General features: G+C 51.1%; 1 rRNA gene. It reads left to right on the top strand.

The window, feature by feature from the left end:
- A 23S ribosomal RNA gene (locus I1959_RS15140) occupies positions 1-2,504 on the top strand; the annotation flags it as partial.

Below are 2,504 nucleotides of genomic sequence, written 5' to 3'. Positions count from 1 at the left end.
AGATATGATCCAGAGTACCACGGGACACGTGAAACCCTGTGGGAAGCAGGAGGGACCATCCTCCAAGCCTAAATACTACCTAGTGACCGATAGCGCATAGTACCGTGAGGGAAAGGTGAAAAGAACCCCGGGAGGGGAGTGAAATAGAACCTGAAACCCTGCACTTACAAGCTGTGGGAGCACATTTCTTGTGTGACCGCGTACTTTTTGTAGAACGGGCCAACGAGTTACGTTAAGTAGCAAGGTTAAGCACTTAAGGTGTGGAGCCGTAGCGAAAGCGAGTCTTAAATGGGCGATTTAAGTTACTTGACGTAGACCCGAAACCGGGCGACCTATCCATGAGCAGGTTGAAGCGAAAGTAAAATTTCGTGGAGGACCGAACCCACGAGCGTTGAAAAGCTCGGGGATGACTTGTGGATAGCGGTGAAATTCCAATCGAGCCCGGAGATAGCTGGTTCTCCCCGAAATAGCTTTAGGGCTAGCCTTGAGCTTAGAGAAACGGAGGTAGAGCACTGAATGTCCTAGGGGGTATTGCACTTACCGAAGACTATCAAACTCCGAATGCCGTCTTCTTTTGCTCAGGAGTCAGACTGTGGGTGATAAGATTCATAGTCAAGAGGGCAACAGCCCAGATCGTCAGCTAAGGTCCCTAAATGTACGTTAAGTGGTAAAGGATGTGGGATTGCACAGACAACCAGGATGTTGGCTTAGAAGCAGCCACTCATTTAAAGAGTGCGTAATAGCTCACTGGTCGAGTGATCCTGCGCCGAAAATTTCCGGGGCTAAAACGTACTACCGAAGCTACGGCATCATTTATGATGGGTAGGGGAGCTTCGTATGCAGGCTGAAGCATGACCGTAAGGACATGTGGACAGTATACGAGTGAGAATGTTGGCATGAGTAGCGAGACGTGGGTGAGAATCCCACGGGCCGTAAACCCAAGGTTTCCAGGGGAAGGTTCGTCCGCCCTGGGTTAGTCGGGACCTAAGCCGAGGCCGAAAGGCGTAGGTGATGGACAACAGGTTGATATTCCTGTACCACCAATAACCGTTTGAGGAATGGGATGACACAGTAGGATAAGCTAACCACACTGTTGGTTATGTGTGGCTAAGTACTGAGGCAGTCAAGATAGGCAAATCCGTCTTGATAATGCTAGGGTACGATGGGGAGCCCTTTTGGGCGAAGTAGCTGATTTCACACTGTCGAGAAAAGTCTCTACCGAGGTTAAAGGTGCCCGTACCGTAAACCGACACAGGTGGGTGAGGAGAGTATCCTAAGGCCAGCGAGAGAACTATTGTTAAGGAACTCGGCAAAATGACCCCGTAACTTAGGGATAAGGGGTGCCATCCATTGGATGGCCGCAGAGAATAGGCCCAAGCGACTGTTTACCAAAAACACAGGTTTCTGCTAAGTCGCAAGACGATGTATAGGAGCTGACGCCTGCCCGGTGCTGGAAGGTTAAGGGGATCTGTTAGGAGTAATCCGAAGCAGTGAACTTAAGCCCCAGTAAACGGCGGCCGTAACTATAACGGTCCTAAGGTAGCGAAATTCCTTGTCGGGTAAGTTCCGACCCGCACGAAAGGCGTAACGATTTGGGCACTGTCTCAACAATAGACTCGGTGAAATTGTAATCCCGGTGAAGATGCCGGGTACCTGCGACAGGACGGAAAGACCCCATGGAGCTTTACTGTAGCTTGACGTTGGGTCTTGGTACTACATGTACAGGATAGGTGGGAGACTATGAAGCATGGACGCCAGTCTGTGTGGAGTCATCCTTGGGATACCACCCTTGTAGTACTGGGATCCTAACCAGAGGCCTTGAATCAGGTCTTGGGACACCGTCAGGTGGGCAGTTTGACTGGGGCGGTCGCCTCCCAAAAAGTAACGGAGGCGCTCAAAGGTTTCCTCAGCACGGTCGGAAATCGTGCGAAGAGTGTAAAGGCAAAAGGAAGCTTGATTGCAAGACATACAGGTCGAGCAAGGACGAAAGTCGGACTTAGTGATCCGGTGGTTCCGCATGGAAGGGCCATCGCTCAACGGATAAAAGCTACCCTGGGGATAACAGGCTTATCTCCCCCAAGAGTCCACATCGACGGGGAGGTTTGGCACCTCGATGTCGGCTCATCACATCCTGGGGCTGTAGTAGGTCCCAAGGGTTGGGCTGTTCGCCCATTAAAGTGGTACGCGAGCTGGGTTCAGAACGTCGTGAGACAGTTCGGTCCCTATCCGTCGCAGGCGTAGGAAATTTGAGGAGACCTGTCCTTAGTACGAGAGGACCGGGATGGACGTACCTCTGGTGTACCAGTTGTTCTGCCAAGGGCATGGCTGGGTAGCTATGTACGGAATGGATAAGCGCTGAAAGCATCTAAGCGCGAAGCCAACTTCAAGATAAGATTTCCCACCGTAAGGGTAAGACCCCAGGAAGACTACCTGGTTGATAGGTCGAAGGTGTAAGTGCAGTAATGTATTTAGCTTATCGATACTAATAGGTCGAGGACTTGACC

The organism is Romboutsia sp. 1001285H_161024_C4 (assembly GCF_015550185.1).
GTDB classification, from domain to species: domain Bacteria; phylum Bacillota; class Clostridia; order Peptostreptococcales; family Peptostreptococcaceae; genus Romboutsia_C; species Romboutsia_C hominis.
This window is presented reverse-complemented; position numbering and strand designations above follow the sequence as displayed.